Raw genomic sequence first — 23162 nt, 5'->3', positions numbered from 1 at the left:
CGGCGAGGGTGAGCGTGCCATCACGGCAGAGTCAGCAACCAGGGCCGATCGGTGGAGACGATGTCAGGGCGAGCGCGGCGATCCGCAGCTCGGCTGCCCACGTCTGCTGGTCAAGCCTCAACGTGTACTCAAGGCAGCACACGCATTGCGGGATCAGCCGCACGAAGGATCGCTCCTCCACGGTTTCGACCTCTGTCTCCCACCAGTCGTCCGTCGCCAGGTCGGCGGGAGCGATTTCTCCATTGACGAGTCTCGCCGCCAGTCGGCGCAGGGCGTGGCGCCGCGCCAGGCCCGGATCGGGCAACTCGATCCCGGACTCGGAGAGTGCTTGCTCGAACGCGTTGCGGATGTCGTGGGTATTCGCGTTGCGCGGCCAACCGGCGAGCTCACACAGCGTCGGGGTGTCCAGCCCGGCCGCGAGTGCCTCAGCAGCGATCATCGGCAGGTCCTCCGGGCGGATCTCATCTGCCTGATAGCGGCACGCCACCTCCCCCAGAGTCGTGAGGCCGCTCTGCATCGAGGTTTCCGGTTCCGGTGTCGTTCCTACTGGTGTCATGACTCTTACGATGCCAGCACCGTTCCCCAGAAAGCTGCCCAGGGGCGGTCCGCACGGCGCTCACCCGCGTGTTCGCCTGAACCCGAAGGCCGATCCCACGGAAACACGACAGCCCATCCTCAGGTTCCGGCTGAGAACCCTTCAGTTTCCATGAACCCGCGGGCCTCTCGGGGTGCCGTTAACGACCATGTCACCAGCCCCAAACGAGCGAGCTCACGGCCTCTCGGCGGCCGTGATGCGGGCGGCGTAGACGCGGTGGGCCTTGCGCTCGGCAGGTCCGGCTGTGTCGGCGGCGAGGGCCGCGCTCTGCTGCAGCGCGGCGCGGTGGAGTTCGAGCGGGGCGGTGATGCGGAGCGAGTGGCCCTGGCCGCGGCGGATGGTTCGGCCGGAGGCGAGCGTTCGGCGGACGGCTTCGTCGCCGACGGTGGCGAGGTGGTCGGCGAGCAGGCCGGGCAGGTCGAGCACCAGGTCCGGGTCTGACGCTGGCGCGGGTTGCTCGCCGAGGTCGGCCGGGAGCACGTCGAGTTGCTCGGGCAGTTCTCGGGCGCCGGCGGCGTCCAGGATGCGGCGGATCGTCTTGGGGTCGACCTGGTGCTGCCGGGCGAGGGCCTTAACCGGCTTCGGGGATCAATCAGGACGTGGTTAGCGGTAAGCCACTGATGATCAGGTTGCGGCCGTGATGCGGGTGGCGTAGACCCGGTGATCCTTGCGCTCGGCCGGGCTGGTCTTCGTGCCCGGCCCGGTATGCCTGCATAATCTGCTCGCGCTGTGTGCGCAGTGCTCTGGGGCGAAGGAGTCAGCGCCCGTACAGGGAGATCACGGTCTGATGGAACGACGCGGGATTCAACACGCGGCCCTGGAGCTCTCGGTAGGCATCCCAGCGGATTCGCGCGGTCGGCGGGAGGACCATTGGCACGACGCTCGACTGGTGAGGGCTGCTGTCGGGCAGGAACAGCCCTACGGATGCGCGGCTGTGGGGCTTGTGAGGCTCGGAGTGCATCGGGTGCTCGGGCCGGGCCCCAATCCCGGCGGGCCGCAGGTGCACGACAGGGAGCCAGGTGCCGCTGGCGTCCTGTACCTGCAAGGTCACGGTCAGGTGGTCATGCTCCCGCCCATCTGCTTCCCCCGCGTACATGTCCTTTGGTGGGTTGCCAACGACGAGGGAGAAGAAGACTGCCTCCGTCTGGGTCAAGTCGATGGGCTCCGAGTGGCCGGTCCCGGTAAGCGTGGTACCAGCCGGGTCGTCGTGGTTGTTGGTCCAGATCAGTCGTGCGGGTTGGGGCATGGTTCCTCCAAGCAGCTGCGGGGTCGCATGGTCAAGCCTCCCCGGGGGGCGCCCTGTTCACGCAAGGCCGCCCAGAACAGGGATCCGCCGCCACTTGAGTGAGAACGAGTTTTGAGAACCGATCGGGCATCCGGACCGACGCCGGCCTCGGGGATCGATCAGGCAGAGCTAGCGGTAAGCCCGCTCGCGGCTCTGGAGCTCAGGGGGCAGTCGCCGCGGCCGTGATGCGGGTGGCGTAGACCCGGTGAGCCTTGCGCTCGGCGGAGCTGGCGGATTCGGTGGCGAGGGTGGCGGCCTGCTGCAGCGCGGTGCGGTGGAGTTCGAGCGGTGCGGTGATCCGGAGGGAGCGGCCCTGGCCGCGGCGGATGGTTCGGCCGGAGGCGAGCGCGGCGCGGACGGTCTCGTCGCCGCCGGCGAGCAGGTGGTCGGCGAGCAGGCCAGGCAGATCGAGGGTGATCACCGGGTCCGGTTCCGGCTGCTGCTCGGCGGTCGGGTCCGGGGCGACGTCGAGCAGCTCGGGCAGTTCACGGGCTCCGGCGGCGTCCAGGACGCGGCGGATCGTCTTCGGGTCGACCTGGTGCTGCCGGGCGAGGGCCTTGACGGCGGTGCCTTCGCCGAACGCCTCGACCACCTTCGCCGCCTGGTCCGGGTCGAGCGAGGCGGGGCGGCCGAGCGTCTTGCCGGAGGCTTTGGCGGCGGCGACGCCTTCGCGGGTGTTCTCCGAGATCATGTCGCGCTGGAACTCCAGCACAGCGGCGAGCACGTTCACCATCATCTTGGTGCCGGGGTCGTTGGAGGCGAGGTCGATGCCAGACAGCAGCCCGGACTCGACTCGCAGGTGCAGGCCGCGGCGGATCAGCACCGGCCGCAGAGCGAGGATGTCCGCCACCGAGCGGAAGAGCCGGGCGGCGTCGGCGATGCGGATGGTGTCGCCGACGGCGGCCTCGTTCAGCAGCCGGGTGAAGCCGGCGCGGCCGAGCGAGAGCTGCCGGGTGGAGGTGGCGGGGTCCTCGTAGACGGGGGCGCCGGCGGCCAGCAGCGGGGCCAGGGCGTGGCGCTGGCGGGCGTCGGTCTGCTTGTCGGTGGAGTGCCGCAGGTAGAGCCGGTCGACCATGCGCTCTTCGCCTTCCCCCGGGTGGGCCGGGAAGGGCCCGGCGGTGTCCGCGGGCCACCCTAGCGGGGGCGGAATGGGGAGGTGGAACGGTGGACCGGATTCGATTGGATAGGCGGCCGGTTCCGGCAGGTCGGGGGGCCGATCCGATTGGATCTGCGCCTGGGGGCGGAATCGACCAATTACGCCCCCTGGAGTCTCGTCGGCGGAGCGCGCTCTTCGCGGGACGGCGTTGAGTGCGCTACCACGGCTGGGCTGGAGAACCGTCTGCCTCCAGACCAAATCGCCTTATCCTTTCCGCGCCCTCGGTGTCGCCGGCCCGCTCGCGCAGTCGCCTTATTTCACGCACGGCCAGATCGGAGTACCAGGCGTTCCCGATCTCGACGCCCTGCCGGTGCAGCCGCTCCGCCCCTTCGATGTCGCCGAGCCGCTCGCACATGATCGCCGATGCCGTCAGGGCCTGAGTGTCCCCGGCGTCGGCGGCCCGCCGGCCCAGCCGCTCCGCCCCCTCGAAATCGCCGCGCACCACGCAAATCACCGCCAGTTCCGCCATGGCCCGGGTGTTCCCGGCGTCGGCGGCTAGCCGGTACAGCCTCTGCGCCTCCTCGATGTCCCCGGCCCGCTCGCGCATCCGCGCCAGTGCCGGCAGGGCCCGGGTGTCCCCGGAGTCGGCGGCTTGCCAGGCCAGTCGCTCCGCCTCCTCGCGGTCGCCGGCCCGCTCGCGCAGCCCCGCCAATTCCGTCAGGGCCGTGATGTTCCCGGAGTCGGCGGCCTGCAAGAGGATTCGCTCCGCCCCTTCAAGGTCCCCGTTCTCCTCGCGTATCTGCGCCAGTGCTGCCAGGGCCGTCGTGGTGTTCCCGGCGTCGATGGCCCGCCGGTACAGCCTCTGCGCCTCCTCGACGTCCCCGGCCTGCTCGCGCATCTGCGCCAGTACCGGCAGGGCCCGGGTATCCCCGGCGTCGATGGCCCGCCGGTACAGCCTCTGCGCCTCCTCGACGTCCCCGGCCCGTCGGCGCAGTCTCGCCAGCAGCATCAGGGCCCTGGTGTCGCCGGCGTCGATGGTCAGCCGGTACAGCCACTCCGCCTCCTCGACTTCGCCGAAACCCTCGCGTATCTGCGCCAGTTCGGTCAGTGCCTGGGTGTTCCCGGCGTCGGCGGCCCGCCGGTACAGCCCCTTCGCCCCCTCGATGTCCCCGGCCTGCTCGCGCAGCTCCGCCAGTTCCGTTAGGGCCCGGGTGTCCCCGGCGTCGGCGGCTCGCCAGAAGAGCCTCTCCGCCTCCTCGAAGTCGCCGGCATCTTCGCGTATATGCGCCAGTGTCGTCAGGGCTGTGGTGTCCCCGGCGTCGGCGGCCTGCAAGTAGAGGCGCTCCGCCTCCGCGATGTCCCCGGCCCGCTCGTGCATCACCGCCAGTTCCGTCAGCGTCTGGGTGTTCCCGGCGTCGGCGGCCCGCCGGTACAGCCTGTCCGCCTCCGCGATGTTCCTGACCCGCTCGCGCAGCTCCGCCAGTTCCGTCAGGGCCCCGGTGTTCCCGGCGTCGGCGGCCCGCCGGTACAGCCCCTTCGCCTCCTCGAAGTCCCCGGCACCCTCGCGCATCTGCGCCAGCGTCTGGGTGTTCCCGGCGTCGGCGGCCCGCCGGTACAGCCCCTTCGCCTCCTCGAAGTCCCCGGCACCCTCGCGCATCTGCGCCAGTTTCGTCAGCGCCCTGGCGTTCCCGGCGTCGGCGGCCCGCCGGTACAGGAGGGCGCTGATACGGTCACGCTGCCGTAAACCAGCCGCGTCTGCCAACGCCATCAGGTCCGCTGTGGTGGCTGCGTGATCCCGGGCCGCAGTCCAGAAGGACTCCGGCGGGAAGGTGTAGCGACGGGTTATACGGGCGTGGTGGTCGAGGTAGTCGCTGAGGCGGTAGACGCCGGGGAGGGCGCCCATGCCGTCGGGGTTGGCGACGGGTTCCAGGGCCGCCGCCACGCCCCGCACGTTCTGCCGGGCGTATGCGAGGGCGTCGGCGAACCAGGTGTCGGGGGCGGTGGCGCGACTTTCGTCGGTCAGGTAGCAGGGGGCGACAGCTTCGAGGAGCGCAGCAGGCAAGGGTGAGGTGTGGCCGAGGCGCCGGGCGTCCATGGCGGCAGTGATGACGGCGCGGCCGTATGGGCCGTGGGGGTCGGTGGGGATTTCGTAGTGGTCGACCAGTTGCGGGCCGGCCGCGAGGGTCTGAGTGATCCTCCCACCGCTGCTGGTGGCCACGGCCGCGGCCAGCGAGGGGTCGGACTTCACGCTCGGGGTGCCAAGGACCTTCGTGGTGAAGTTTGGTGGGACGTCGACGAGCACAGCCTGGTCAAGCAGGGCGTGGGCACTGGGGTGGGCGCCTCTAGTGTGCTGGCCGGGCTGAGGGGTGGCGGTGAGGTCGCGGTGGTACTCGGGCCACAGCGTGCCGAGGATCACGAGAGGGCCGGGTTCCTCCATGCGGCTGTGCAGTGCGGCGGCGGCCTCCTCTCCGTCTGGGCCGTCGAGGTGGTTCTGGGCTTCGTTGAGCCACAGCACGGTGCGCGGGGCGAGGGCAGCGGCGTTGAGCAGATTGAGGAGACCCTTGGCGTTCTTGGGAAAGACGAGCTGCCAGTCGGGCAGGCAGGCGCGGACGGCCTCGAAGGCGGTGCGGCTCTTACCAACACACGACGACCCACGTACGAGTACGAACACCGCCTGCTTGTCGCTGGCCGCGTTACGCAGGCGAGCGCGCAGTTGCTGGTCGTGGTCGCGTTCGAGATACGAGGGGAGGACGAACTCGTGGTCGTCGTCAGGCGGGTTGGTGCCGTGGATGGCAGGGTGAACGCCGAGTTGCTGGGGCTGCCACTCCTGGATTGGCCGGGGCCGATCGGGGCGGGGGTTGCTCCGAGCCTGGGGAAGGTACACGTGGACGTGATCGGCCATCCCGACGGCGACGCTGCCGCCCGCGGCGTGGGTGATCGCACCTCCCGATTGGGAAGCGGTGGGAGGTACTCCCGAGGTGGTGGGCTGTTTGTTACCCGGTCCGCTCAGCCCTCTGACGGATCCGGCCTGCGAGGGGTATCAAAGTGCACACCCCCCTGGACCACTCCAGCGGCGACCGAGCCATCCTCTGCGTGGTTGTAGTTGATCACATTCTCGCCTGCGGCTTGTCCGCCGTCCCCGGCCGATACCCCGTCGGATGCGCGGGACGCGCGGTCGAGGCCCTGCAGCTGCTTCACCGCGCGGTCCAGGGCCTCGGCGAAGCCGAGATCCTGCTCGGCGGCTTCCTCCAGTGCATCTTGCACCCGCCGGCGGGTACGGTCGCTCGGCTTGTCCTGCCCCGCCTCGGCCTCCTCGGCCAGCTTCTTGAACGCCGGGTCTTCGCCTAGCTTGCGGCCGACCAGGTCGTGGAGCCGGTCCATCGCCGTGTCCAGCGTGCGGTCGACCTCCGCGTCTGCCCGGCCGACCACCCGCTTCGCCTTGCGGAGGGCCCACGCGAACACGTACCCGACCGCGATCTCTATGCCCGTCACCGAACCCCCAGCTCCCTACTGACGTTGCATCCGACCGTACCCGCTACCCGTTGGGAGAAAAGGCCGAACACGAGAAGGTCTACATGTACGCAGCGCCAAAGGGCGGCCAGCGCGGTGCGCAGTTGCTGCACGGTGGCCGACGGAGGTCGTCGCCGTGCGCTGTGGCGGCCCGTCGACGTGGAAGGGCACTGGTCTGACTGGCGGGCCGATCAGCCCAGGTCGCCCAGGTCGGCGCCCCCGATCTGAAGGCGGGAGGCGAGGTTGAGCTTCACCTCGCCGTAGGGGCGGACGTGGCCCCAGAACAGCGGGGTCAGGCCGCGTCGGTCGGCCGGGCCAAGCAGGCCGGCCCACTCGGGTTCGGCCAGGACGGCCTGCAGCATCAGGGTGTTCACGTAGACCAGGGACGCCTGGAGGATGCGCAGGCACAGCGCGGCCATCTCGACCTCTTCGCGCCGGTTGCTGGAGATCTCCCCGCCTTTGCCGTAGTAGATCACCGCGTTCGCTCGGTTCCAGGCCTCCACCACGTTCAGGCCCTCCTCGATCTCGCGCTGCAGGGCGCGGTCGCGCAGGTAGCGGGCGATTCTGTGGAATCTGATTTGTCAACTTCGTGGCTATTTGAGCAGTCCCATCGTCCACTCTCGTTGCTCGGCGGTGTCTGGGACAGCGAGTCCGCGGGCTCGTTCGATGTGGTTCCAGGCGCTGTCGGGATCGACGCCCTTGAGGATGAGGAGTGCGGCCGCGAGGAGGGACGAGCGTCCGATGCCGGCTCGGCAGTGGGTGACGACGTGCGCGCCGTCGTGTAGCTGTTCGGTCAGTTTGTGCAGAGTAGGCAGGATCGCGGTGCGGTCGGGGACGGTGCGGTCGGGGATGGGTATCGCGACGAACTGCAGCCCAGCTGCTGTGGCTGTCCGGGGTTCGTCTGCGAGGCCGATTTCGTCGAGTTCGGGGCCGGTGAGCGCGCAGACCAGGACGTCGACGCCGCAGTTCTTCAGCGCGGCCATCTCGTCTTCAAGCCAGTCATTGCCACGGGGTCTGGCCATGGTGCTCAGTCGTCCCGGGCCGGGGAGGTCGATGGTGAAGAGGGCGGGTTGCATGTCAGCAGCACTTTCGGTCGGTGGAGTCAGGTGGTGATCGGACAGTCAGGGGCAGGGGTCGACCGGGTTCGGCGCGGAGCTCGCTCGGCGTCGGGCCGGCTGGGGTGGCCACCTCGGCGAGGCGCTCGAGAAGGCGGTCGAGGGCGCTCTGGCCGTCGTCGACGGCGGCGCGTTCCTCTTCAGTGAGCGGAATGCTCACGAGCATGCGCTGCAAGTTGGCCTTGGCTTCGACGAGTTGGGCTTTCGTCGATTCCTTGGGGGTGTAGAAGTCGCAGCGGGCGCAGGCCATCCGGTGCTGGCACTGTTCGAAGAACGAGTAGGAGCACAGCCCGTGACCGAGATCGTAGTACTGCCATGGTTCGCCGGTGGCCGCGGCCCCGGAGGTGATGGCGTCGCGGTCGAGGAGGACCTCGACCGTGCGGACGTTGCGGGCGAAGTATCCGGCCTCGGTGTACGCCTTCGTGAGCGTGTTCGGCGTGATCTTCGCGTAGTACTGGGTGGATTGCGGTGAGCGATGTCCGAGCCAGGCTTGCAGCTCGAACAGCGTCATCGGCTCCTTGGCGTTGTAGAGCTGGCTGGCGATGGTGGAGCGGGCCCGGTGGCTGGTGATGTTGCCCCGGACATCCGCTGTCGGGACGCCGGCCTTGCGGCAGAGCGATGGGATGACCGCGGTGTTGATGTAGGTCTTCGCGAGGCGCTTGGCCCGGTGCGCGAACAGGAAGTCCACCTGCTCACCGGTCTTGCGGTCCAGCATCTTCGGCTGCTGCGGCCGGAGTTCCTGCCACGCCTCGATCGCCTTGCCCAGCAGAGGATCGACGGGCTTGGTGAACGAGGTGCCGGTCTTGTGGGTGGGGATGTCCAGCAGGCAGACGGCGTCCCGCGCCAGTACCTCGTCGGAGTCGCCGGGGATGGGGAAGCCGTCGTGCTGCCAGCGGATGCAGCCCATGCGGAGGCGGGCTATCTCGTCGCTGCGCAGGCCGCTGAACAGCCAGGTCAGGGTGACCGCGCGGATGAGATCGATCGGATAGCACAGCCCGTAGGTGTTGGTCGGGAAGTCCTCGGGATCGACGTTGAGCCCGGCCCACAACAGCTTCGCCCATATGTCGTCGGCGATCACCCGGGGGTTGGGGCCGATCAGCGCCGCGACGCTCCTGGGGGTGGCCAGCGCGCGAACGGGATCGAACCGGCGGGGAATCCACTCCCACTCCTGGCAGTCCCGGAAGAACGTCCTGGTCGCGGTGAGGTAGCCGGCCTTCGTGCGGGGCGAGAGCGGTTCGCCGCCGCGCTTGTCGACTCCGGCCTGGCGCTGCACGTACTCGCCGACGGTCATCCGGTCCAGCGCCGCCACCCAGGCCGCGCAGGTCTCGCGCGTCCACTGGGCGGGTTCGACGACGTCGGGGCACTCGGCGGCCAGCCACCGGCCCGCCTTGGCCATGACGGAGCGGAACATACCTCTGACCTTCGGCGTGAGCGTGGATGTGTCGTGCCAGCGCTCCACCGCCGCGGCCCAGGACTCGGGGACGCCTTCGAGGTCGGGCATCACGCCGTGGACGGGCTTGGGCGGCGGGTCGGCGTAGCCGAGAGCGGCTATCGCCCGGTGAACACCGTGCAGATTGCCGCGCCGTGCCCCGTATGGGAGGGCGGGGCTCTCGCGGACTCGCTCCAAGGCGTCGGTGGTCATGTCCTGCAGGAGCGGACTGCGGTTGATGAGCATGATCTGGACCAGCACGGTGCGGAACTGGCCGAAGGCTCCGTTCGACGGGTGGTAGCCCCAGCCCTGGAGAGTGGCAGCCACCTGCGCAATCGCCTCCTCGACCGGTTCCTGGCCGAAGACCCGCCAGGCCAGCGATCGGCGGATGAACCCTCCGATGCGATGGAAGTCGGTGAAGCCGCCGAGCAGGTAGGCGAACGCGGCCACGTAGGGCCGGACCGTGCCGTCGATCCACCCGGGCCAGGCGGCCTCGAACTCCTTGTGGCCAGGGCCGATGAGGCGGACCCAGTCGTCTGCCGACCACGCCCAGAACGACGTCCCGTCCTCCAAGCAGCGCCGCAGGATCAGGCCGACGGCGTCGGTGACCGAGCGGCGGTGGGCGGGCGTGTCCGGGCACCATCGCAGCGAGGCTCGCGCGTCGTCGAGCGGGCGGAGCAGTCGGTCGATCGCCCGCCACTCAACCCGGTCCGGGTCGTAGCCGCGGCGCCGGCGGACCTGCCAGCCCAGGCTGGCCAGTGCCGTGCTCTCGCGCTCGCTGAGCTCAGGTCGGCGGTCGTATCGGGCCAGGTCGATGGGCCATGGCCAGCAGGGGTCCGCGGCCGTTTCGGTGACGGCCGCCGATATCACCACGGTCACAGCGCGGCCGTCCCGGTCGCCTGCTCGCCCAAGCGGGCCAGCATCTGCACCCGCCAGCCGTGGATCTGCTCCATGCCGCGGCTGAGTTTGTCAGCCAGGTCCCGGCCCGAGAGGTGGATGTAGGTGAGGGTGGAGTCGGTGTGGCGGTGGCCGGCGAAGGTGGCGATGGCGTGCAGTTCCCAGCCCATCCGGGCCAGGTCGGTCAAGCACAGGTGTCTCGTGGTGTGGGTGGAGAACCGCGGGACGTCGGCGGCCAGTGCGATCCGGCGGACCACCTTCGACCAAGTCCACAGGCTCAGCGGCTGGGCGTGGTTGCGCCGGGATTCCGACAGGAACAGCGGCCCGCGGGCCCGACTGATTCCGGACCGGTGTGCGAGGTAGCCCGACAACAGGATGCCGGTCGGCGCGGAGTACGGCACGACGCGCTCCAGCCGGTTCTTGGTCGTCTCAGCCCGAACCCGCAGGGTTCGGTGGGCCGGGTCGAGGTCGTCGGTACGCAGCGAGCACAGCTCCTCACGACGCAGTGCGGCATCGTAGGCGAGAGCGAGCATCACGCGGTTGCGGACCGGCTCCTCGGCGGCGACCGCGAGGACGTCCATCCACTGCTGCTCGGTGGGTATCCAGGGCAGCTTCGTGAGCCTCGGCACGAGGCCGCGCTCGTGCCCGCCGCGTCGGCGGCCGGGCGTGTAGCGGCCCCGGCCGACCGGGTTGGAGTCGCGCTGCCCGTCCTCCATGAGGAAGTCGTAGAACAGCCGGACCGGCACCAGGCGCTGCTGAATGGTGGCGTTGGCCAGGCCCGAGCCCGAGTCGATCGAGACGACGTTCGCACCTCGGCGACTCGGCCGAGAGGTCAACTCCCGTACATAGAGGGCGATGTGTGCTCGGTTGGCGGTCTGTGGGTCGACGTTCTCCCGCTCGCACATCTCCAGGTACTCGGCCAGCCCCCGGGCGTACGCGTCGATCGTCCGGGGCGCACGGCCCAGATCGGTCCACACCTGCAACCACCCAGCCGCCCGCTCGTGCCTGCCGAGCACCGGCCACTTCTCCGCCAGCACCACCGTGCCCAACACATCTCCTCAGTCCGTGGTTGTACCGCACGGAGATGATCTCCGCTGCGGTCAGATTCCACGTAACTGATACAAAGATGGTCTTCTGGGCGCGGCCGATCTCCAGCATCGCCTGGTAGGCGGGGTGGGAGGCGGCGCGGGTGAAGCGGGAGAGGATCGCTTCAGTGGAGGCGGTGCCGGTGCGGATCGCGGTGGCGTACTTGATGACCTGGTCCCAGTTGGCGGCGATCACCTCCCAGCGGATCGGGCGGGTCATCGCCGCCGCGAGGTTCGGGTAGGCGCCCGGCTCGCCCGCGGCCGGGCGGTAGAGCTTGACCCGGTTGATCTGCTTGATGCGGGGCAGCAGGTCGACGTTCAGCAGCCTGGTTACCCCGAACCCGATCTCCGACTGGCCATGGGAATCGACGTAGTTGCCCTCCACGCTCATCGTGGTGCCGTGGCGGATCGCGCCCTCGACCATCGCGGCGACCTCCGAGGCGGAGGCTCGCAGGGTCTGGGAGTGCACCACCACCGAGCCGCGCTCGACGTGCCAGTACACCAGCACGCCCCGGCCGCCGTAGCGCGAGTGCCACTCGGTGAACAGGTTCTGGTCCCAGGAGCGGAAGTGCGTGGAGTCCGAGGCCACCGCGGTCGATCCCGCGCCCCACAGGCCCGCGTCGCGGGCGGCGAAGGTGGCGTTGGCGATCTCCACCGTGATCTGGCGGGCCGACTCCAGGGTGAGGTAGCGGCGCCGGGTGTAGCGGATCTCCTCCTCGGTGTGCCCGTGCTCGCCGCCGGCCACCGACTTGATGCCGGTGTTGGTGCCGTACGCGTGGATCGCCAGCATCAGCCGCTCGGCCAGCACCTCCTCCGGCAGCGTCCGCGACCCGGCCACCGAGGTGATCGCCTTCAAGCAGCCAGTGCGCAGGATCGCCTCCTTGAGCATGTCGATCAGCGGCACCGCGCTCCAGCGCCGCCCGACCTCGGCCTTGATCCGGCGTAGGTTGCGAGGCTCCTCCTGCGCCTCCGGGCCGGTGAACTTGATCGCCCCGGCGGCGCGTTCCTTGATCTCCAACCAGTCCAGCCCCGGAGCCACCGCGTCCAGGCTGGCCAGGGCCTCGGTCATCTCGCCGCGCAACTGGTCGATGAACACGGCGCCGTCCAGCGGCTTGCGCAGCTCGCGGTAGTGCTCGATCCGGCGGGCCTCGAAGTCGCTGGGCAGGTCCTCGTCCGGGTTGCGCCACCGGCCGGCGCCGACCACCCACACCTCCTTGCAGCGCAGCTGCTCGCGCAGGGCCTGGAAGGTGGCCACCTCGTAGACCATCCGCACCACCCGGCGCCGGCCGCGCTTGTCCGCCCGGTAGACCAGCTCCGCCCACTGCCCCTTGGTGCCTCGGTGCTCCGGGGCGCTCTCGCCCAGCGGGTAGTAGGTGGTGTTCCCGGCCTTCGCGTACCGCTCGACCAGGGCGAGCGCATCCAGCACGGGCCGGTGGGCCGAGTTGTTGGAGCGGAACTCCAGCACCCCCAGAAGCTCGATCAGGCCCTTGCGGTAGTGGTTGGTGTAGGACGCCTTCAACGTGGTCTGCACCGTGCGCCGGTACACCGGGCCCTTCGTCCGGTACTCGTGGACCAGCTCCTTGAGCGTCTGCTCGCCACCGCGCACCGCCGGGAACACCACCTCGCGGACCTCACCGCCCGGGGTGGCGAGCGAGGCCTCGGCGATCTGGAACAGCAGGTTCTCCTTGCCCGAGACCCGCTTGAAGGCGTTGATCAGCTCGTTGGTCACCTTCTGCTCGGCGCGGGCGCCGATCCGGTGCACGGTGGCGATCAGCAGGTCCACCAGGCAGTCCGTCACCTCCCGCTCCCGCTCGACCAGCAGCGCGGCCAGCAGGGTCACCGCGGACTCCGGCGACCGGCGGCGAAGGTGGGAGGGCGACTCGACCACCGCCCGCTGCCGCCAGCCGGTCAGCACCCTGGGCGCCACGTCCGCGAACAGTCCGGCCGGCAGGCCGATCGCCCGAATCGCCGTCAGCTTGCGGATCTCCCGCAGCATCGACTCCAGGCTCACGTTGCCCGGCATCGCCTTGACCAGCGCCAGCACCGACTCCTCGTCCTGGCTCTCCTGGTCACCCTGCTCGGCGCCAGCCCCGCTCTCCTCCGGCGCGGTCGCCCCAGGGCCAACACCCGCCCCTGCACCAGCTCGGGCAACCGGGCGAAGACGGTGGTGAACCAGGTCTCCTCCGCGGTGTGCAGCGCGGAGCGGACCATCCGCGTGATCCGGTCCGGCGCCGGTGGCTCGATGAACTCCTCCCGGCACCGCTTCAACAGTTCCTCGCGCACCCGGTCCGGGTTCCGCTCGGCGTGCGCGACGTTGCCGGCCAGCCAGCCCGTCAGCTTCTCCGCGTCCTGCACCGAGCACACCCGAAAGCCCAGGTGCTCGCGGATCTGGGCACGGTGGTACTCGATCGTGCTGCCGGTCCACTGGTAGGACTCGAAGTCGGCGGCCAGCACGTTCATCTGCCGGGCGACGAACTCCACCACCTCGTCCGGGAAGTCCACCCGGCCCCGCGGGAACCGGCCGTACCGGGTGTAAAACTTCAGCAGTAGCGCGAAGCCCACGCGCGTCCCGCCGCGTTTCCCCGCGACCAGGTCCGCCTCGTCATCGAGCACCGTCCAGTGCTCCACCAGCTCGTCCATGCCTACCGGCTGCCGCCCCATGGCCCCGCATCATGCCGGACAACATCGGGTCAACGCGGACAAACAACCAAAGATCACCCGCATTTGGGGCTGGTGACATGGCCGTTAACGGCACCCCAACTCGCCCAGCTCGGCGCCTGCTACGGCTACTCCATGGAGGAAATCGCCGAGTACGCCCATGCCTCGCACCTGGTGCCCGTCCTGCACTCCGGCTTCCACTCCTACCTGGGAGATCGCGTATGACCCGCCCGTTCGACGACACCACCCGCAAGCAGGCCCGCGTCCTGTGCTACCGCACCGAACCGAGCGACCTCGGGCAGGTCATCGCCTACCGGCCCGCGAAGCCGGCATCCCGAATCTGGGAAGAGCTGTGCAGCACCTACACCCAGAGCTTCGGCGGCAGGAAGGACGTCCAGCCGCCCTACCGCGCCCTGGAAGCAGTCCTGCGGGCTGTTATCGGTACCTGGGCGCGCTGGCAGTGGAACAACGGACAGTGCGAACTGCTCGCGGGCCGGGAGATCAGCCCGGAGGACCGCCACGACGTCTTCCTCTACTGGACCGAGGCCGTCATTCCCGGTCCTGCCGGAGCAGAGATCGGCAAGCGGCTCGCCGAACTCGTGGCCCACGCAACGCCCGTCGAGGCAGAGGTACCGCCACCACCGCGGGGCGGACGCCGGGCCCGATCGTGGTGGCCGGGTGAACTCGCCCGGTGGCGCCTGGCCGAGCACCTTGCCAGCCTCGACTGGCCCCTCGGTGCCGAACACCCCGTCCGGTTCACCCTCTGCTCCGACGGCACGCTCGCGGCCCTGGGACACGAACTGACCGGCGCAGCGGACGCAGCCGGCCGCGTCCGGCACCTGCTGGCAAGGATCATCATCGGTACGGCGGCCACCGGGCACTCCGGCCGCCACGCGCTGACCGTGAACGCCGCAGCCACCCTCCTCGCCACGGCCTGGAAGGGGGTCTCGACGGTTCTCCTCGCCAACCCCGACCAGCCGATCGTGGTGGCGGCCAAAACCGACGGACCGCCATGGCAGCGGCGGCTCAACGTACCTGCCGTCGCCGCCAGCAGACGCCTGGCCGCCCTGCCCCGCCTGACCACCAAGATCCCGCCCTTCCCCGAGCACCTCGACGACACCGCCTTGACCGAGAGTCACCTGGGACCGGTGTGGGCCGTGGCCCCGATCAGCACCAAGACCTCGGGGCTCGGACGCGGCCACGGCATGGACTTCTACCGCCGCCTCGAAAAGCTCCTCGACGACAAGGGCGAGACCTACAGCCACCGCAGCCCACTGTTCCTGGAGGTCCCCGGCATCGCACTGCCGCCCACAGAGACCGGCGCGCGCGTACACGGGCCGATCACCGCTGACCGGATCCCCGCGGCCCTCGACACAGCCGGCATCAACACGCTCCTCGTCGTCGTCCTCTGGGACACCGACGAGGTCCGATCCCGCCTCCAGTCGGAGATCGCACGCCAGTGGGGGTTCGGACCTGAGTTCGTCGCCGCCGAAGCCACCGAATACCCCACCCTCGGCGGCCGCCTCAAGGTCGTCTTCCTCCAGGACAAGCCCGGCGCGCTGCGCCACGGACCGCAGACGGCCCAGACCCGCCAGCAGCACCTGGAGAACCTGCTCGCCCCGTTCACCGGCCCCGACACCCACACCGCAGTCATCTGCGAGACCGACTGGGACCCCAACCGGTGGTACCCGACCATCGAGGCCCGCAAGAAGGCCGAAGCAGAAGACGCCAAGCCGCCGTCCAAGCAGGCACTGGCCAAGATCGGCGCCACCGCGCAGTACATCAAACAGGCGCCACCACCGGTACCGACACACAGGAAGGACGGCACCCCGTACAACGAGAAGTACCGCGCGGACCTCGTCGCCACCCGTCAGGCCGGGCTCGACAAGTCGACCGAGAACACCCTCCGCGAGATCCTCCGGGGCGTCGGCGCCAGCGACCACCGCCTCGGAGCCGCCTTCGGAAAGCTCCCGCTCCGGCCCTGGTGGCACATCGGGATCCACGTACGCCGCCACGCCCCGCGCCGGCCCTACGGCAAGCGCCGAACGGCGACACCGGCCCCGCTCACCATCACCCTCGCCGCGATCCGGCCCACCGGCGGCCCCGACGACCCGTGGCACGTCTGGGCCTACAGCCCCCAAGCCGGCCGATGGATGACCTACGGGCCCGCCAACACCGCCCTGCACGCCACCGACCTTGCCTGGGACGTCACCCCGTACACCGCAATCGGCAACGAAACCCAGCAGGCCAGCGCCGCCGCCCAGCTCGTCGAATCCGCCCTCGTCAGCGCCCGATCCCAGCTGCCCCCACCAGCACCGACGGTGGTGTACGTCGACAGCGACGCCACCGAGTACATCTGGGCAGGCCTCGCCGACGAATCACTAGGCCAGACCCCGCCGTCCGACCTGCCCCGCCCGTCCTCCTGGCTTCCCGGTCACAGTCTTCCGCGCGCCCAGCGCCCCCTCGCAACCGTGCGCGTCATCAGCAACCTCGAACGCATCGGCCGGCCGACCGGCGCCTACATGCGCACCAAGGACGGCAGCTGGCGATCCACCGACACCACCAACGGCCTCTACCAACTCGCCAACGACGACGCCACCCACCTCTACCCGGACTTCATGCTCGTCAACGTCCCCCGCCCCTACTCGGCCAGCGTCAGCGGCCGATTCGGCAAGGACGAGACACGCTTCGCCAGCAGCCGTCAGAGCAAGAACGGCTACGCCCACACCGCCACCCGGTTCACGGTGATCGAACAGAGCGAAGGCGCCGAGCTCGACCTGATCGGTACCGGTGCCGCGGTCCTGACCAACCAGGGCATCAGCTGGGACGCCCGCCAGGCCGAACCTACGCCGCTTCGCCTGGCGCGCAAGATGGACGCCGACCACCCCTACCACCGGCGGACCACGGAGACGGACGATGAGCCCGACGGCCTGCCCGCGGACGGCGGCACCGCCGAGAACCCCTGACGAAGTGCGGCTGCCCACCGGGCAAGCTAAGTGGTCGGCTCCGGAAATCCTTCGAGGGTTGACGTCGGAGTCCAAGCAGTGCTGGGGCGGCCGTCAGGGGATCAACCGGCATCGTCTCAACTGGCGGCTGACCCAGGTCTGACGTCTCGGCGAGGTTGGACTCGGTGCAGGGGGCACACCTCAGAATGTTGCAGGTACGCTCCGCTGGTGTCGAAGAAGCAGAAGAGGAAGTTCCGCTCTGCGGCCCGCGCCGCTGGCGCGGGCATCGTTGTCGAGAAGGCGTCACGGGCGGCGGTTCCGGCCGAGACAGCCCGTCGTCGCCTGCACGTGGGTGCTGCAGTTCTCGGCGGGGCCGTAGGGGGCGCCATCGTTGTACCTGCGCTCCTGGAGCGATTCGGGGTAATGCGGTCCGGTGCGTGGGTGCCCGGCATGTTCGCGGGGTTGGCTTTGGCGCTGGGGTTTCCGCTCCTGTACACAACGTTTCGCTCGGAACGTCACGGTCCTGGTTGGCAGCTTCTCACTGCTCGGACTGTTACGGGCGACCGCACGGTCGATCTGAGCAAGCTGACGCAGATACGTCGAGTTCGTGTCCCCAGCAAGGCCGGCTGGTTGGACGAGTTCTGGATCAAGGACTGCCGAGGCGTCGTCCTCCTTGTGGACAAGGAGGTACTCATGGGTCCCCCAGGGCACGCAGTGGTTCACAGTTCGGAGATCTCGGGCTCCCTGGGAACCGTGAAGATCTCTCGGCATGCGGCCGTCGGACTTGGCCTCAACGAGCCCTCAACTGCATACCGGGCAGCCCGCGCATGTGCAGATGCACTTCTCGGGATCCTGACCCCCGGGGCAGTTGCCGCTCTTGGAATCCTGGCCAGCTGGCTCACCAGAACAGCGTGAGACACGGCCAAAGAGATCGGAGAGGGTGTCGATCATCCCGAACGCTTCTCCCGAGATTGGCCGTTGCCTCCTATGCCCCTGGGCCGCGCCGTGTGCCTTACCCTGACCGCCGCCGAGCGCCCCCGGCTGAAGAAGATGGCCTACGGCCACAAGACCGGACACCAGGCCCGGCAACGGGCAACCGTCGTCCTGCTGGCAGCACGCGGCCGGGGCAACGCCCGGATCGCCGCCGAAACCCGTCTGCACGTCGATACCGTGCGGACCTGGCGGAACCGGTTCGCCCAGGGCGGGCTGCCGGCCCTGGCCGACCGCAAGCGCAGCGGGCGACCGGCCCGCTTCACCCCCGTGCAGGTAGCCGAGGCCAAGGCCCTGGCCTGCCAGCTCCCGGCTGAGACCGGGGCGCCGTTGTCGCGCTGGTCGTGCCCGGAACTGGCCGCCGAGCTGACCGTGCGCGGGATCACCGACAGCATCTCGGCGTCCACGGTGCGCCGCTGGCTGCGCGAGGATGCGCTCAAGCCCTGGCAGTACCGGTCCTGGATCTTCATCCGGGACCTGGACTTCCGCGCCAAGGCCCAGCGCGTCCTTGACCTGTACGCCCGAACATACGAGGGCGAACCCCTCGGCCCTGACGAGTACGTGCTCTCCAGCGACGAGAAAACCTCGATCCAGGCCCGCTGCCGCTGCCACCCGACCCTGGCTCCGGGCCAGGCCAGGGCGATGCGCGTCAACCACGAGTACGGCCGCGGTGGCGCCGTGGCCTACCTGGCCGCCTACGACGTCCACCAAGCGAAAGTCTTCGGCCGCTGCGAGGCCACCACCGGCATCGTGCCGTTCATGGCCCTGGTCGAACAGGTCATGACGCAGGAGCCCTACGCCAGTGCGAAGCGCGTCTTCTGGATCGTCGACAACGGCTCCTCGCACCGCGGCAAGAAGGCCATCGACCGCCTTGCCGCCAGGTTCCCGAACGCCACCCTGGTCCACACCCCGGTCCACGCCTCCTGGGTGAACCAGATAGAGATCTTCTTCTCCATCGTGCAACGCAAGGTCGTCTCGCCCAACGACTTCACCGACCTCGACCAGGTCAGGGATCGTCTCCGAGGATTCGAAGACCGCTACAACGCCACGGCACAGCCGTTCCAGTGGAAGTTCACCACCTCCGACCTGGACGATCTGCTGGCCCGGCTCGACCGGCACACGCTCGCCGACCGACACCAAGAATCCTCCGTCGCACTGGCCGCCTGATCAACCCCCGAAGGACTTCCAGCGTCGACCACTAAGCGCGGGGCATCGGCCCGGGCGGATCCGGCCGACAGCCTCAGACCAGGGCGGCCGGTCCGTCGTCGTTCGTCAGCAGTGCAGCCTCCTGCACCGCGGCGGCGGCCAGCCTACGGTCGTCCGGATGAAGGGCACTCAGGGCGCTGCGGAGGTTGACACGGTGGGGGCCGGCGATAGAGGTAGCGATCTCCAGCATCGCGAGGTCGTCGGCCGGTTGCCGGAAGGCCTGCGGGACCTGCAGCGCCGCTGCCAGCAGCCGCCAGTTCAGCCGGACCGGGGACTCGCGCAAGTCGATGACGTCCGCCAGGCCTGCGTCCAGCTCCGGACGGTCCGGCACGCACAGCGCCCGCAGCCAGCGGCCGCCGCCGTGACGCCCCAACAGCTGGACGGCGATCCGCTCATAAGCGTCGTGTTCGCCCACCAGCAGGTGGCTGGCGAGTTCCAGCCCCCCGGTGACGGCCAGGGCGTATCCGATGTTCTGCTGCCAGGTCATGACGGTTCTCCCTCGGTCGGTGGGGGCGCGGCGCTCCGCCGAGCGCCGACGCTACCGGACGAAGGAGAAGCCCCATCGGGGCCCAACACACCTTCAAGCAAGCGTGACTCACCATCGTGCCGTTCCGGGTGCACCCGAGGCGCAGGCTTCGCTCAGGGACCCGCCGGGTAACCTCTGCCGCTGCCCTGTACGGCCGGGACCCAGGCTGGTTCAGCGGCGCGGTTTGGTGGTGACGATCCGCAGCCAGGAGTCGGCGCCGGCCGCCGCGGCGCGCTCCCGGGTGGGGTAGTGGTCGCGGCGGTTGGGGGTGGAGCCGTGGGGCCAGGCGTTCCAGCCGCTGCGGCGCAGGTTGTTGTAGTTGGGGCCGATGTGGCAGATGACGGTGCCGTCGGCGGCGACGACGTCCCAGTTGCCCGTCTCCTGGTAGTGCTCGCTCTTGACCAGCTCGACGGTGTCCAGCAGCGCGAGGGCCTTCTTGCGCGACAGGTACAGCCGCTTGGGGGTTCGCGAGGGGCGGTCGAGTTCGTTACGTGACGGCTCACGTCGTACCGCGTCGGGCGCGGTCGAAGCCTCGGCGGTAATCGATCGGCCCGTCCCGGGGCTGGCGGCGCGGGCCTGGACGGGGTTGGGGGCTGCCGGTTCGTTACGTGACGGCTCCCTGGGCCGCATGGCGGCACAGATGGCGTCGACCAGCTCGGCGTAGTGGCGCTGCAGGGCCGCGAGGGAGTCGTCCCGGTAGGCGTTCTCCTCGGCCGCCGCAGCCGCGTGCTCGGCAGCGGCGGCCAGGGCGGCACCGGCGGCGCGGATTCGCCCGGCCGGGCTGCCCTCGGGCCCCGGCCCCAAGGGTTCGTTACGTAGCGGTGCGACCGTGGGCAGTTGCGCGGCGGCGGCCCGGAGTGCGGTCACCTCGGCGGTGCGGCGGCGCCGGTGGGCTGCCTGTCGGCAGGCAGCGGAGCAGGTGCGGCGGGCCCGGGCGCGCCCCTGGGTCATCTCAATGCCGCAGATCTCGCACGTGGGCATGCCGGCCTCCTAGTTTGTTACGTAACGTTCCGAGCTTACGAGGGCACCCTTTGATTGTCACGTAACAAACCCGAGGCATCTTTGGACGGCAGCGCGGTTTATGCGGGCATGGCCAGCCGGGACCGCGCCGTCGAGTCACCCCCTCTCAGGACTGGTCGGTGTCGGTGGGCGCATCCACGGCCCGCAGAGTGGGGCCGGTGCCGGGCTTGGGGGCGCGAAGCTCGTTGGCCAGGATCTCCGCCATCCGGTACTCCTGGCGCTGCCCGGCACTCAGTAGCTCCTCGATGAGCGGCGCGTCGGCCGGGTCGCTGGGCCGGTCCGGATAGGCGGTGGTCTCGATCAGCCGCTCGACGTAGTCCGTCAGCGCGTAGTACTCCAGTGTCTTCGGCTCCGAGGTGCCGAGCCGGATCCGGTCCAGCCCGAGCGCGCTGCGCTGCACCGCGCCTCGGCGGGTCTCCTCGGCGAGGGAGCCGGTTCGGCGGGCGGCGACGGCACACGCGGCCCAGGCCCGGGCGGACTCCATGCGGACGGTGCGGATCTCGCGGTCCGCCATCAGCCCGAAATGGTACGGGTTGGCCTCGATGGTCTTGGCGACCAGGTCGCGCATCTCAGTGCGGGTGGGGCCGTCGGGCCACTCCACCAGCCACTGCTTGCCGCTGTGGTAGACCAGCTCGACGGTGACGCCGGTCACCTTGCTCAGGTGCCTGCCGAGCTTATGCGCCTGGGCGCTGCGACTCATTGAAATCCTCCGGGAGGTAGGGCAGTTCAGACGGGCATGGCCAGCTGGCCGGGGTTCTGGTCGGGGGAGCGAACCTCGACCAGGCCGGTGCCATCGACCGGGGTGTCGAGGGTGGGAGCGTCCTGCGCGGCCGGGCGGATGCCTTCGAAGAGGGCGGATCCGGCGTCGACCAGGGCGGCGTTGCGCTCGTGTTTGCGGCGGCGTTCGCGGTAGGCGACCGTGGTGGCGGGGTTGTCGTGGTCGGCGAAGGCCTGCACCTCGACCAGGTCGACGCCGTCGTCGAGCAGGTGCGTGATCCGACTGGCGCGCAGGACGTGCGGCGTGACGTCCCGGCACCGCTTGCACCGGTGGAATGCGTGGCCCTTGGTGTCGACGTCCGGGCAGGTGAGGACGCGGGCGCGGTGGCCGAGCCGGGTCAGGAGCCGGTCGACGTCCGAGGGGTCGAGCCGGTTGCCGTCCGCGTCCAGCAGCAGCGGGCCCTCGGTGCGGCCGGCGGTGTGGCGGTCGAGTCGTTCGGCGAGGCTGACGCCGAGCGGCAGGATCCGCTCCTTGCCCTCCTTGCGTGTCACGTCGAGGAAAGAGCGTCGGCCGCGCTCGATCCGGTGGGTGACGTCGGCCGCGCACATCTCGCCGACCCGGCCGGCCAGGGTGTAGAGCAACTCGACTACCAGGAGGTCGAGTTCGCCGTCCGCCGCTATGTAGAGCGCCTGCACCTCTTCCTTCTCCAGGACCGGGGTGCTGCTGCTGGTGTTGCCCTTGTCGATCCTCGGGAGGTCGTCGCGCAGCACCGGGTTGCGCACGTCCTCGCGCCGCTCGGCGACGTACACGTGCAGCGAGGACAGCGAGCGCAGGTAGCGGGCGATCGTGGCTGGCCGGGCGCCCTGGGCCTCCTCGCGGATCCGCCACGTGGTGATCTGATCCGCAGTGAAGCAGCCGACGGAGAACCGCTCGTGGCCGAGCTCTTGGGCGTAACCGCCCCACACCCGCCGAATGTCGTCCACATACGTGCGTTTGGTGTTGATCGACCCACGGCGGGTCGAAGAGATCCATTCCAGGACGAAAACGAAGGTCTCGGGCGTAACCACCTGAGCCAGGAGTTCTACGCGAGGGGTGTAGAAGCGCTGCTGCCCATATCTTCCGGTCTGAACCTGCCCAAGGTCGTCCACAACCTTGCGAAACACCGCGTCCTGCAACGGACTGGACACAAGGGACGGAACGAACCCGCGCTCCATCGGGTCGAGCTGACTCGTCGGCATGGCCGGATTCTAGCGCATAACAATACGTTATCCGCTACCTCGCGCCTCGGCGCCCCGGTTGTTCTCGGGTCGAGGACAACCGGGGCGTCTCGTTCATATGAATGCTGGATTGAGGTGGATTGACGAGACATCAGGCGCTACGCTGGCCCGGACACGTCCAACCAGCCTTAATCCACGTCATATACACCGGGACGCTTCGTGAAGATCACCCTCCAGCTCACCATCGACGCCGCAACCGAGGAAGACCTCGCCCGCGCGCACGCCTTCCTCGCCCACTACGCCGGCACCGTCACCGTCGACCAGGACGACACCTGGACCCCCGAGCGCGCCGAGCGCTACTACCTCGCCCTCTCGCCCCGCTCCCAGTACATCCTCGAAGAAGCCCTCGGCCGCGGCGGCTACGTCGCAGCGACCAAGCTGCGCGGCGAGGACGGCACCGACAGCCTCAAGGGCTGGAGCAACGGCCTCAAGCGAGCACTCAACCGGGGCATCAACGAGGGCTGGTGGCCCGCGACCATGCTGGCCCCGGTCCAGGGCCGGGGACCCGGCTTCGGCAAGGTCGTCGGCTACAAGGTCCCCGAGGAGCTGTACGACACGTTCGCCGCCGCCGTGCTGCCGCTGCCCACCCGACGCCACGCCACCCTCAGCCAGGAGATCACCAACCGCGGCCCCGAGGTCCCCTGGGACGTCCAGCTCGCTGCCGAGGTACTCGGAATCTGCGGCCTCGACACCACCCCCAACGGCGCCGAGATCATCCTGCGCCACCTCGCCGACACCGGACTCATCATCAAAACCGACCCCGACCGCGCCGTCTACCGGCTCGCCACCGACCAGGTCGAGGAGGGCTAG

Annotated in this window: 20 protein-coding genes and 2 pseudogenes; 5 read left to right on the top strand and 17 right to left on the bottom strand. The window is 69.7% G+C overall.

From position 1 onward, the window contains the following. Positions 1-31: 31 nt before the first annotated feature. The 13 genes and pseudogenes from ACIRYZ_RS36755 to ACIRYZ_RS36695 all read right to left on the bottom strand — a co-directional run bounded on the left by ACIRYZ_RS36755 (position 32) and on the right by ACIRYZ_RS36695 (position 13673). Complete coding sequence (locus ACIRYZ_RS36755; protein ID WP_402952689.1) at positions 32-556, bottom strand: hypothetical protein; 525 nt, start codon at positions 554-556, stop codon at positions 32-34. 213 nt (positions 557-769) lie between these two features. Then, positions 770-1075 (bottom strand): hypothetical protein, encoded by a 306-nt coding sequence (locus tag ACIRYZ_RS36750; protein ID WP_402952687.1) that lies wholly within the window; start codon positions 1073-1075, stop codon positions 770-772. Positions 1076-1352: 277 nt separating this feature from the next. Further along, positions 1353-1841, bottom strand: a complete 489-nt coding sequence (locus tag ACIRYZ_RS36745; RefSeq protein WP_402952685.1) for a hypothetical protein — start codon at positions 1839-1841, stop codon at positions 1353-1355. Between the two features lie 199 nt (positions 1842-2040). Further along, positions 2041-2955, bottom strand: coding sequence for a recombinase family protein (locus tag ACIRYZ_RS36740; protein WP_402952684.1), 915 nt, complete (start codon positions 2953-2955; stop codon positions 2041-2043). Positions 2956-3193: 238 nt separating this feature from the next. Further along, positions 3194-5878, bottom strand: coding sequence for a hypothetical protein (locus ACIRYZ_RS36735; RefSeq protein WP_402952682.1), 2685 nt, complete (start codon positions 5876-5878; stop codon positions 3194-3196). 104 nt (positions 5879-5982) lie between these two features. Further along, entirely contained in the window at positions 5983-6468 is a 486-nt protein-coding gene (locus ACIRYZ_RS36730; RefSeq protein ID WP_402952680.1) for a hypothetical protein, read from the bottom strand. Between the two features lie 209 nt (positions 6469-6677). Further along, on the bottom strand, positions 6678-6992 hold the full coding sequence (locus tag ACIRYZ_RS36725) for a Tn3 family transposase (protein WP_402952679.1): 315 nt from the start codon (positions 6990-6992) through the stop codon (positions 6678-6680). Positions 6993-7079: 87 nt separating this feature from the next. Beyond that, positions 7080-7562 (bottom strand): protein-tyrosine phosphatase family protein, encoded by a 483-nt coding sequence (locus ACIRYZ_RS36720; RefSeq protein ID WP_402952678.1) that lies wholly within the window; start codon positions 7560-7562, stop codon positions 7080-7082. A gap of 1 nt (position 7563) precedes the next feature. Then, entirely contained in the window at positions 7564-9909 is a 2346-nt protein-coding gene (locus ACIRYZ_RS36715) for a tyrosine-type recombinase/integrase (RefSeq protein ID WP_402952677.1), read from the bottom strand. After that, entirely contained in the window at positions 9906-10508 is a 603-nt protein-coding gene (locus ACIRYZ_RS36710) for a tyrosine-type recombinase/integrase (RefSeq protein WP_402952702.1), read from the bottom strand. Before ACIRYZ_RS36710 ends, ACIRYZ_RS36715 begins: the two co-directional genes overlap by 4 nt. A 189-nt stretch (positions 10509-10697) precedes the next feature. Beyond that, positions 10698-10904 (bottom strand): annotated as a pseudogene (locus tag ACIRYZ_RS36705) (site-specific integrase); the annotation flags it as partial. 154 nt (positions 10905-11058) lie between these two features. Further along, positions 11059-11901, bottom strand: a pseudogene (locus tag ACIRYZ_RS36700) (Tn3 family transposase); the annotation flags it as partial. 1118 nt (positions 11902-13019) lie between these two features. Next, the gene (locus ACIRYZ_RS36695; RefSeq protein ID WP_402952675.1) at positions 13020-13673 is read right to left on the bottom strand and encodes a DUF4158 domain-containing protein; all 654 of its coding nucleotides are present in this window, start codon (positions 13671-13673) and stop codon (positions 13020-13022) included. Between the two features lie 72 nt (positions 13674-13745). Between ACIRYZ_RS36695 and ACIRYZ_RS36690 the strand changes: the two genes are divergently transcribed. The 4 genes from ACIRYZ_RS36690 to ACIRYZ_RS36675 all read left to right on the top strand — a co-directional run bounded on the left by ACIRYZ_RS36690 (position 13746) and on the right by ACIRYZ_RS36675 (position 18772). Further along, positions 13746-13895 (top strand): hypothetical protein, encoded by a 150-nt coding sequence (locus ACIRYZ_RS36690; RefSeq protein ID WP_402952674.1) that lies wholly within the window; start codon positions 13746-13748, stop codon positions 13893-13895. Next, the gene (locus ACIRYZ_RS36685; RefSeq protein ID WP_402952672.1) at positions 13892-16636 is read left to right on the top strand and encodes an RNAseH domain-containing protein; all 2745 of its coding nucleotides are present in this window, start codon (positions 13892-13894) and stop codon (positions 16634-16636) included. The genes ACIRYZ_RS36690 and ACIRYZ_RS36685 overlap by 4 nt, the downstream gene beginning before the upstream one ends. Positions 16637-16843: 207 nt before the next feature. Beyond that, positions 16844-17530 carry a hypothetical protein gene (locus tag ACIRYZ_RS36680; RefSeq protein ID WP_402952671.1) on the top strand — a complete coding sequence of 229 codons (687 nt, stop codon included), beginning with the start codon at positions 16844-16846 and terminating at the stop codon, positions 17528-17530. Positions 17531-17620: 90 nt separating this feature from the next. Next, on the top strand, positions 17621-18772 hold the full coding sequence (locus ACIRYZ_RS36675; RefSeq protein WP_402952670.1) for an IS630 family transposase: 1152 nt from the start codon (positions 17621-17623) through the stop codon (positions 18770-18772). A 73-nt stretch (positions 18773-18845) separates the two neighbouring features. Here ACIRYZ_RS36675 and ACIRYZ_RS36670 read toward each other — a convergent pair whose 3' ends face one another. From ACIRYZ_RS36670 to ACIRYZ_RS36655, 4 genes are all read right to left on the bottom strand, one after another. After that, complete coding sequence (locus ACIRYZ_RS36670) at positions 18846-19298, bottom strand: hypothetical protein (RefSeq protein ID WP_402952668.1); 453 nt, start codon at positions 19296-19298, stop codon at positions 18846-18848. Between the two features lie 210 nt (positions 19299-19508). Beyond that, positions 19509-20318: a hypothetical protein gene (locus ACIRYZ_RS36665; protein WP_402952667.1), complete on the bottom strand. Its 810-nt coding sequence runs from the start codon at positions 20316-20318 to the stop codon at positions 19509-19511. A gap of 145 nt (positions 20319-20463) precedes the next feature. Continuing rightward, entirely contained in the window at positions 20464-21057 is a 594-nt protein-coding gene (locus ACIRYZ_RS36660; protein WP_402952665.1) for a hypothetical protein, read from the bottom strand. A 26-nt stretch (positions 21058-21083) separates the two neighbouring features. Further along, positions 21084-22058, bottom strand: coding sequence for a tyrosine-type recombinase/integrase (locus ACIRYZ_RS36655; protein ID WP_402952663.1), 975 nt, complete (start codon positions 22056-22058; stop codon positions 21084-21086). Between the two features lie 453 nt (positions 22059-22511). On the opposite strand from ACIRYZ_RS36655, the gene ACIRYZ_RS36650 reads away from it, so the two are divergent. Next, positions 22512-23162 carry a hypothetical protein gene (locus ACIRYZ_RS36650; protein ID WP_402952662.1) on the top strand — a complete coding sequence of 217 codons (651 nt, stop codon included), beginning with the start codon at positions 22512-22514 and terminating at the stop codon, positions 23160-23162.

Source organism: Kitasatospora sp. NPDC101155, from assembly GCF_044768305.1.
Lineage (GTDB): Bacteria > Actinomycetota > Actinomycetes > Streptomycetales > Streptomycetaceae > Kitasatospora.
The sequence above is the reverse complement of the archived record's forward strand: the minus strand, read 5'-3'. Positions and strand labels throughout refer to the sequence as shown.

Bases quoted from the DNA above. Each gene is read 5' to 3' on its own strand.
- ACIRYZ_RS36740 (WP_402952684.1), bottom strand. From the start codon at position 2,955: ATGGTCGACCGGCTCTACCTGCGGCACTCCACCGACAAGCAGACCGAC.
- ACIRYZ_RS36735 (WP_402952682.1), bottom strand. From the start codon at position 5,878: ATGGCCGATCACGTCCACGTGTACCTTCCCCAGGCTCGGAGCAACCCC.
- ACIRYZ_RS36660 (WP_402952665.1), bottom strand. From the start codon at position 21,057: ATGAGTCGCAGCGCCCAGGCGCATAAGCTCGGCAGGCACCTGAGCAAG.
- ACIRYZ_RS36665 (WP_402952667.1), bottom strand. From the start codon at position 20,318: ATGCCCACGTGCGAGATCTGCGGCATTGAGATGACCCAGGGGCGCGCC.
- ACIRYZ_RS36710 (WP_402952702.1), bottom strand. From the start codon at position 10,508: ATGGACGTCCTCGCGGTCGCCGCCGAGGAGCCGGTCCGCAACCGCGTG.
- ACIRYZ_RS36720 (WP_402952678.1), bottom strand. From the start codon at position 7,562: ATGCAACCCGCCCTCTTCACCATCGACCTCCCCGGCCCGGGACGACTG.
- ACIRYZ_RS36685 (WP_402952672.1), top strand. From the start codon at position 13,892: ATGACCCGCCCGTTCGACGACACCACCCGCAAGCAGGCCCGCGTCCTG.
- ACIRYZ_RS36670 (WP_402952668.1), bottom strand. From the start codon at position 19,298: ATGACCTGGCAGCAGAACATCGGATACGCCCTGGCCGTCACCGGGGGG.
- ACIRYZ_RS36695 (WP_402952675.1), bottom strand. From the start codon at position 13,673: ATGGGGCGGCAGCCGGTAGGCATGGACGAGCTGGTGGAGCACTGGACG.
- ACIRYZ_RS36745 (WP_402952685.1), bottom strand. From the start codon at position 1,841: ATGCCCCAACCCGCACGACTGATCTGGACCAACAACCACGACGACCCG.
- ACIRYZ_RS36755 (WP_402952689.1), bottom strand. From the start codon at position 556: ATGACACCAGTAGGAACGACACCGGAACCGGAAACCTCGATGCAGAGC.